Source organism: Paenibacillus piri, assembly GCF_004354045.1.
In the GTDB taxonomy this organism is placed as follows: Bacteria; Bacillota; Bacilli; order Paenibacillales; family NBRC-103111; genus Paenibacillus_S; species Paenibacillus_S piri.
The window spans coordinates 198,853-206,338 of the sequence record NZ_SMRT01000015.1 but is presented as its reverse complement, the minus strand read 5'-3'; the positions used below and the strand labels follow the sequence as shown (position 1 = coordinate 206,338).

Sequence of the window (7,486 nt, the reverse complement as noted above, 5' to 3'; positions counted from 1 at the left end):
TATCCGCTCTTAGCTATCGTTTCCGATAGTTATCCCGGTCTTACAGGCAGGTTGCCTACGTGTTACTCACCCGTCCGCCGCTAACTGTCCCCGAAGGAACAGTCCGCTCGACTTGCATGTATTAGGCACGCCGCCAGCGTTCGTCCTGAGCCAGGATCAAACTCTCCACGATACCCCAAAAAGTGAAGCGAACCTCCGTAGAGAATTCCGATTACTTTTCGGGGGCCCCACATTACTGAGGGGATGTAAAAAAGCTTGTCTTAAGCTCAAAAGTAATGCTAGCGAGAATTTGCATTCTCATTTTTAACACTCACTCGTTGTTCAGTTTTCAAAGGGCAATCGTCTTGCTTTTCTCGATCTCTTTCGACAACCTGTCAAAAGCGACCTGATCAATATATCACATTCGCTCGTATCATGGCAAGCACTTTTTTTGAAGAAGTGTTTATTTCGACTTCAAATTCCGGCTGCCTTCAGAAGCGACAAGTAGTAATATAACAAATCCGTCTATATAATGCAAGCAAAAATATACTGGGAATTATCTCCTATTTCGACATCTAGATAACCTAGATTCCGACATGGCAGTATGCTTTTTGTGCAGCGGTTGTTATATGATTTTCTCCAAAGAGCCACTCCGGCATCCGCAATCATACAATTAAGACAGCGGTAGAACCGCTTGAACTGCGCATACTCAAGACATAAAAAATCACCCGGATCCCTAAACGTTCAAAAGAATCCGGGTGACATTATCCGAATCAGACCGACCATGCCTCCAGCTTAAGCATGGGCTCGGCTTTCAGCTCGAGCGAAGAAAACTGATTTCGCTCGAGCTTCAAAAATGCGGCGGCGGCGATCATCGCCGCGTTGTCGGTGCACAAGCCGAGCGGCGGAGCCAGCAGCGGCACCTCCGCTTCGGCGCAGCGCGCAGCCAGCCGCTCGCGCAGCCCCCGGTTGGCGGCCACACCGCCCGCCAACAGCAGCTGCTTCGCGCCGTAAGCCCGTACGGCGCGGAGCGACTTCTCCACCAGGACGTCGGTGACCGAGTCCTGGAAGCCCTTGGCCACGGCCTGCGGCTCCAGCGGCTGGCCCTTCATCGCCGCGGAGTTCAGCGCGGCCAGCACAGCCGATTTCAGCCCGCTGAAGCTGAAATCGTACGAATCCGGCTCCAGCCAGGCGCGCGGCAAAGGCAGCGCTTCTGCCGCTTCGTGCGCGAGCCGGTCGACATGCGGGCCGCCGGGATACGGCAGCTTCAGCGCCCGCGCCACCTTGTCGTACGCTTCTCCGGCGGCGTCATCGCGGGTCTGGCCGATAATGCGGAACCGACCCTCCGATTCCACATAGACCAGCTCCGTATGCCCGCCGGATACGACCAGCGACACCAACGGATATTCCAGCTGATGAACGAGCCGGTTGGCATAAATATGACCGGCTATATGATGCACGCCGATCAGAGGAAGATCAAGCGAATAAGCCAGCGCTTTGGCGGCGACAACCCCGACCAGCAGCGCGCCGATCAGCCCCGGCCCTTCGGTCACGGCAATGGCGGACAGCTCGCTGGGGCGGACGCCCGCCTTCTCGAAAGCTTCCTCAATGATCCATGTGATGCTCTCCACATGCTTGCGCGACGCGACTTCCGGCACAACGCCGCCGAAGCGCTGATGCGTCGCGACCTGGCTCGAAACGATATTCGAACGGATGATCGTCCCGCTTTCAACAATGGCGACCGATGTTTCGTCGCAGCTCGTCTCGATAGCGAGAATGAGCGCCGGCTTCTCCGTCCGCGCTCCCTCGCTATGGTTCGAATGCTCGCCGGAGTCATGGCCTCCGGAATCGGGAGATCCCGTATAATAATTGCTTGTTTTCATAGCTATTCCCCTGTGCGTTCGTTCGAAGTATAGTGATATTTCGGCAAATTGGCCCACATAACCAGGGCGTCCTCGCGATTATCGGTGTAGTAGCCGCGGCGGACGCCGACTGAATGAAAGCCGAGCTTCCCGTATAGCCGCTGCGCGATCACGTTGGATGGCCGCACCTCGAGCGTCATCCGCTCGGCGCCGAGAAAACTCGCCGTTTTTTGCAGCTCCCGCATCAGCCGCTCGCCCAGCTTTTTGCCGCGGTAAGCTTCGCGCACTGCCACATTGGTGACATGCGCCTCCTCCATGATCATCCACATGCCGCCATAGCCGATAACCTGTCCATCCAGCTCCATAACCAAATAACGGGCAAATTGATTGTTGGTCAATTCATTGTGAAAGGCACCTGCAGTCCATGGCGTAGCAAACGCCTCCTGCTCAATCTCGCAAATGACCGGGATGTCCTCCATCCTCATCGAGCGGAACTCCAACGGGCCCATGGCTTCCGTTTGTTCTGTTACCTCCATGTCAAGGCCCTCCCTGCGATTTTTTGGCCAAATTCACTTCAGCTTCCGTCAGCTGCGTATAATTCGGCACCAGCCCGTGCGCTTGCTCTATGCGTCCCTCGCGCCAATGGCGGCGGCCGATTTGCGCAATATGACGGGCGCGCATCTCATGGTCAACAACACCGGACGGTCCGGCCCATGCAGTAAAGAAACGGTCTAATGTCTCCGTATGCAGCCCGGTCTCTCCGACAAAGACGATCCGGTCCGGTTTAGCAGCGGCGCTTTCGCCGGATGCCGTCTCCGCCGAACGCTTCAGCAGCTCTTCAGTCCAGGACGACATCAAACGGATGCCGTCTTGGACAAGGCAGCTCCAGCTCTGCGGCGAAGCTTGATACAATGCGGTAAACGCTTGTCCCCGGCGCGCTTCGAACATAGGGACAAACCAAACCGTCTCGTTCCGACGTCCGAGCGCCTCCTCCGCCGAGCTGACGTTCGCTTCGCCCGAATCGCCCGCGGCTTCGCGAAAATAAGCCTCGCCCCCGCCGAGCGCCAACGCCTCCAGGCTCGATACGCCAAGCAGCGCCATGTCATGCGTCCAGGCGAATGTTTTGGCAACCGTCACGCCGATCCGTACCCCCGTATAGGAGCCCGGCCCGACGCCCACCGCAAACGCATCCAAATCACGGGGATGCAGCCCTGCATCCGACAGCAGCTGCCGGATAGCGGGAAGCAGATGAATCGAATGATTTCTTTCAGCCTTCGAATTCAGCTCGCCCAGCAGCTCCGGACCGCGGGTTAATGCAATGGACATCGCGCTTGAAGATGTATCGACAGCGAGCAGCATACCGTCTGCCGCGTTCATTTTCGTTATACTGGTCATTGTAATATTCCGTTCTCCTTTAGCTGTTCGCACCACTGCAGATAGGGGCTCCCATGAGGAACCAGCCGGAACAAGCGCTCTTGTCCTCCGCGATGCTCGATTGTTATGGACAACCGTTCAGCGGGTAAAAGCTCCTCGATTAAAGCTCCCCACTCCATCAATGTGACACCGCTGCCATAAAAGTATTCGTCCAACCCAAGCTCGTCCGCTTCATCGATGGACAAACGGTACACATCCATATGATAAAAAGGGAGCGTCTCCCCTTCGTATTCCTTGATTAGAGTAAATGTCGGACTGTTAACCGTGTCCTTGACGCCGAGCGCCTTGGCGACAGCTTGGGAAAATGCCGTTTTGCCCGCGCCCAAATCCCCGTCCAGCGTAATGACGGAGCCCGGTCGGAACCGCTTGGCAAGCGCCGTAGCGAGCTCAGCCGTCTGCTCCAAACTATCCGCTTCATATAGAAAATGTACAGGAGCCGTCATTACCCCGTATCAGCCCTTTCGAAAATGGTTATAGCCTTTTTTATCGACGGGAACCACATAGCCGCTGCTCTGCACAAGCCTCACGCCTTCAGCTTCGGCATTCACATACCCGATAATATAGAGAACAAGACCCGCTTCCCTGAATTTCATTTGCATGGAAATCGCATGCTCCGCCTGCATGGTGCCGATCAGCTGATAATCCTCGCCGCCGAACAATATATAGTCGAGCGGGTCTTTTTCGTTGGCCAACGCATAAGACATCAGCTCTTCCGCGATCGGAATTCTGTCTTCGATCAGATCGATCCCGACGCCGGACGCTTCGGATATTTCCCACGCTTCGCTGGCCAGGCCGTCGCTGACATCGTTCAAAGCGTGGCATACGCCGGATTGCTGCAGCAGCCGGCCTGCATCGATCCGCGGCTCGGGGCGGCAGTGCGCTTGAATCAGACTCTCGATGCCCGGACGATCCGGGTCCGCCGGAGGCCGCAAATTGTCAGCGGGCCAAAGCTCAGCCGGCAATCCGCGCTGCAATAAATAGTCGAGCCCCGCCGCCGAGCTGCCGAGCGTGCCGGTCGCAAACAGCACATCTCCCGGCTGCGCCGCCGAGCGGAGCAGCGCCTTGCCATGCTCGACCTCGCCGATGACGGTGACGGTTATCGTAATTCCCGCACTCGAGGACGTCGTATCGCCGCCAACGATGACCACGTTCCACCGGTTGGCGCAATCGTACAGTCCCTGGTACATTTCCTCCAACCGGGGCAGCCCCGTACCTGGCGGACAGCTGACCGCCACCAAGGCGAATTTGGGGACCGCTCCCATGGCGGCAATGTCGCTGATGGCGGAAGCCATGGCTTTATAGCCGATATCTTGATCGCGCATCGTCATAGGTGTAAAATGTATCTTTTCTGTCATCGTATCGCATGTCATTACCAGTTGAAAGCCCGGCTGGATATTGACGACCGCCGCGTCGTCGCCGATCCCCGCGGCAACGCCTCCGGCTTGCTGAAAATCCCGCGATTGCTTGCCATCCGTTAACCACTGGATAAGAGCAAATTCATCGATAGAGCTCACTAACAACCGCCTCCGTCATGTATTGCCCCTATTATAGCCCTCCCGTTCCCACGTAGCAATACGCCAGGATAAAACGACTCCGCCGTCCGGAGGATAAGCGCGTTTATCAAGGTTGTGCGAAGCTATGTATCGAAACTTATACTTTAGTTAAGACAAAAAGCCCTGCTCCCGAGCTTGGCAAGCTTAGGGAAGGGCTTGAGCGACACTATTCGGCCGGCCTCCGGACAGCGGAAGCTGAGCGGCAAAAGCGGTTAAAGCAGCTTATGACTGTATTTCCTGCAGCTCCTCAACCCGGACGGTCCGGGAATCGGCAGGCCGCTGTTCGACATGGATGTTGGCCGTTTCCTGTTCGGTATCGATGCTGTCGATCCATACCGGCACGCCGTTCAATTCGACGTCGATTTTATTATTGGACTGCAAAATCGCCTGCGCACGAGATAGTTTCAATAAGATCCCCTCCATTTTTGCCGATTCGTTTTACGATTTTTCCGGTGACGGTTTGTTGTGCTCCGCGACGGATTCGGGATGATCCATCGTATCCGTCGTTGACTCCTCGATGAGACCGTTATTGATTGTGACATTTCCCCCGCCGAGTCCCTCGTTCACCATTCTGTCGATATCCATGAAATAATCCTCGCGCCCTTGGTTGCATGCATCTGCAGCCGCTTGCCCGGCCTGTTCGGCACGCCCAGGCGCCGCCTGTTTGTTTCGGTTCGTTTGCGACATGGCGTCCGTTTCCTCCCTTTTCATAAAAAATGGGCTTATCGAGCGTTCCCGACAGCTTTAGGATGCCTCCGTTAGTGTGAATCATTCACGAAATGGAGATACTAGCAGTATAAAAATGAGAGGAGATGCTTGTATGCATACGGTATGGAAAGGGGCGATCAGCTTCGGTCTGGTGCATGTCCCCGTAAAAATGTTTTCGGCCACCGAGGATAAAGATATTTCGATGCGCTATATTCATAAGGAATGCACGACGCCGCTTAATTTCGTACGGAAATGCCAGACCTGCGAGCGCGAGGTGGAATGGGAGGAAATTGCCCGCGGCTATGAATATGAACCGGGCGCCTTTGTGCTGTTCGAAAAGGACGAGCTGGATCAACTGGGGGGCGAAGCGAGCAAAGAAATTAAAATTCTCGATTTTGTCCAGCTGACGGATATCGACCCGATCTATTTTCAGAAAACATACTTTTTGGCGCCCAACGAAACCGGAGCGAACGCGTACAACCTGCTGTTGGAGGCGATGAAGCAAACCGGCAAAATCGGTATTGCCAAAGTGTCGATCCGGACCAAAAGCAGCCTGGCCGCCATTCGTGTCATCGATAACTGCATTGCGATGGAGACGATTTTTTACCCCGATGAAATACGCTCGGTCGAGCAGGTGCCCAACTTGCCGGAGCAAAGCAACGTAAACGACAAGGAGCTGCAAATGGCGAAAATGCTGATCGAGCAGCTGACGACCCCGTTCGAGCCGGAAAAATATAAGGACGAATACCGTGAGGCCGTGCTTCATGCCATCGAGCAAAAAGTAAGCGGCCATCAAGTCAGCGTCGCCCCGGAACCGCAAAAAACGAATGTCATCGATCTGATGTCGGCGCTGCAGGCCAGTCTGGAGGCAACCAAGCCGGTGACGGAGAAAGCAGCCGGCACAGCGTCTAAACCGAAGGCAAAAAAATCAGCCAAGGACAAGGATAAGTCAGCGAAGGAAACCGTATCATGACGGAAATCCCGCTGCCGAAGGAACCTATGGCGCCGATCTCGGTGGACACGCTGCCTGAAGGCGAAGAGTGGGGCTATCAGATCAAATGGGACGGCGTCCGGCTGCTGGCCCGGCTGGGAGATGGCCGGATCGACTTGTTTTCGCGGCAAATGCTCAACAAGACGCTCATTTATCCCGAAGCGGTCAGCTTGCTCGAGCCTTTGCGGCAGCGCGTTTGTCTGCTGGATGGCGAGGCCGTTATTTTCGACCAAAGCAAGCAGCGGCCCAACTTCCAGCTCATTTTGCAGCGGGAGCGCTCCCGTTCGGCGAAAGCCGGCACGCGCGACGGCAGTCAATTTATTTATGTGCTGTTCGATCTGCTCCACCTCGACGGCGACGATTTGCGGCAGCTCCCTTATGAAGAGCGGCACCGCAGGCTGCTGCAGCTGTTTCCGGACAAACAGCCGCAGCTGTTTGTCACCGACTTGTTCCGCGATCTGCCGGCATTATGGAGCTGGGTCGAGCAGAACGGATGGGAAGGCGTTGTCGCCAAGCGACTCGCCGCGTCTTACCGCGAGGGGAAAAAGCATAAGGATTGGTTCAAAAAGAAGACGGCGCTGCTGTTCGAGGTCGCCATCCCCGGGCTTATGATCCGCGGCGGCCAGGTTGCCAGCCTGATTATGGCGAAGGACGGCATGCTGTTCGGCCGTGTTTCCTCGGGCTTGAACGAACAGCTGAAGGAGCGCCTGCTTCGGGAAGGGCTGCGGCGTAAGCAGGATACGCCTGTATTCGCCGCACTGCCTGCGGAGTTAAAGAAGGAGCGCATTTTATGGCTCCGCAGCCCGTTCCGCTGCATCGTCACCGGACTGGAAATAACATCGGACGGGCTGCTGCGTCATCCGAAAATCGTCAAGCTTTATGAAGCGATTAACGATTAGCCGCACGAACGTTTAACGGGATTTACATTTCTCTTTATCGAACCTAGCCGGACTGACATA

General features: G+C 55.8%; 9 protein-coding genes and 1 rRNA gene. 2 read left to right on the top strand and 8 right to left on the bottom strand.

Going from position 1 to position 7,486, the window contains the following annotated elements; genetic code table 11:
• From E1757_RS26190 to E1757_RS26155, 8 genes are all read right to left on the bottom strand, one after another.
• A 16S ribosomal RNA gene (locus tag E1757_RS26190) occupies positions 1-172 on the bottom strand; the annotation flags it as partial.
• 580 nt (positions 173-752) lie between these two features.
• Positions 753-1,862, bottom strand: coding sequence for a tRNA (adenosine(37)-N6)-threonylcarbamoyltransferase complex transferase subunit TsaD (tsaD, locus tag E1757_RS26185; RefSeq protein WP_133233744.1), 1,110 nt, complete (start codon positions 1,860-1,862; stop codon positions 753-755).
• A gap of 2 nt (positions 1,863-1,864) precedes the next feature.
• On the bottom strand, positions 1,865-2,377 hold the full coding sequence (rimI, locus tag E1757_RS26180) for a ribosomal protein S18-alanine N-acetyltransferase (protein WP_133233742.1): 513 nt from the start codon (positions 2,375-2,377) through the stop codon (positions 1,865-1,867).
• A 1-nt stretch (position 2,378) separates the two neighbouring features.
• Complete coding sequence (gene tsaB, locus E1757_RS26175) at positions 2,379-3,236, bottom strand: tRNA (adenosine(37)-N6)-threonylcarbamoyltransferase complex dimerization subunit type 1 TsaB (protein ID WP_133233740.1); 858 nt, start codon at positions 3,234-3,236, stop codon at positions 2,379-2,381.
• The gene (tsaE, locus tag E1757_RS26170) at positions 3,233-3,718 is read right to left on the bottom strand and encodes a tRNA (adenosine(37)-N6)-threonylcarbamoyltransferase complex ATPase subunit type 1 TsaE (protein WP_133233738.1); all 486 of its coding nucleotides are present in this window, start codon (positions 3,716-3,718) and stop codon (positions 3,233-3,235) included. The genes tsaB and tsaE overlap by 4 nt, the downstream gene beginning before the upstream one ends.
• A gap of 9 nt (positions 3,719-3,727) precedes the next feature.
• Complete coding sequence (gene thiL, locus E1757_RS26165; protein WP_246079509.1) at positions 3,728-4,789, bottom strand: thiamine-phosphate kinase; 1,062 nt, start codon at positions 4,787-4,789, stop codon at positions 3,728-3,730.
• A gap of 261 nt (positions 4,790-5,050) precedes the next feature.
• Positions 5,051-5,236, bottom strand: a complete 186-nt coding sequence (locus E1757_RS26160; RefSeq protein ID WP_133233734.1) for an H-type small acid-soluble spore protein — start codon at positions 5,234-5,236, stop codon at positions 5,051-5,053.
• A gap of 30 nt (positions 5,237-5,266) precedes the next feature.
• On the bottom strand, positions 5,267-5,515 hold the full coding sequence (locus E1757_RS26155; RefSeq protein WP_133233732.1) for a hypothetical protein: 249 nt from the start codon (positions 5,513-5,515) through the stop codon (positions 5,267-5,269).
• 133 nt (positions 5,516-5,648) lie between these two features.
• Between E1757_RS26155 and ku the strand changes: the two genes are divergently transcribed.
• A complete protein-coding gene (gene ku / locus E1757_RS26150; RefSeq protein ID WP_133233730.1) occupies positions 5,649-6,509 on the top strand; it encodes a non-homologous end joining protein Ku in 861 nt (286 codons plus the stop codon).
• Entirely contained in the window at positions 6,506-7,426 is a 921-nt protein-coding gene (locus E1757_RS26145) for an ATP-dependent DNA ligase (RefSeq protein ID WP_133233728.1), read from the top strand. The genes ku and E1757_RS26145 overlap by 4 nt, the downstream gene beginning before the upstream one ends.
• Positions 7,427-7,486 lie beyond the last annotated feature (60 nt).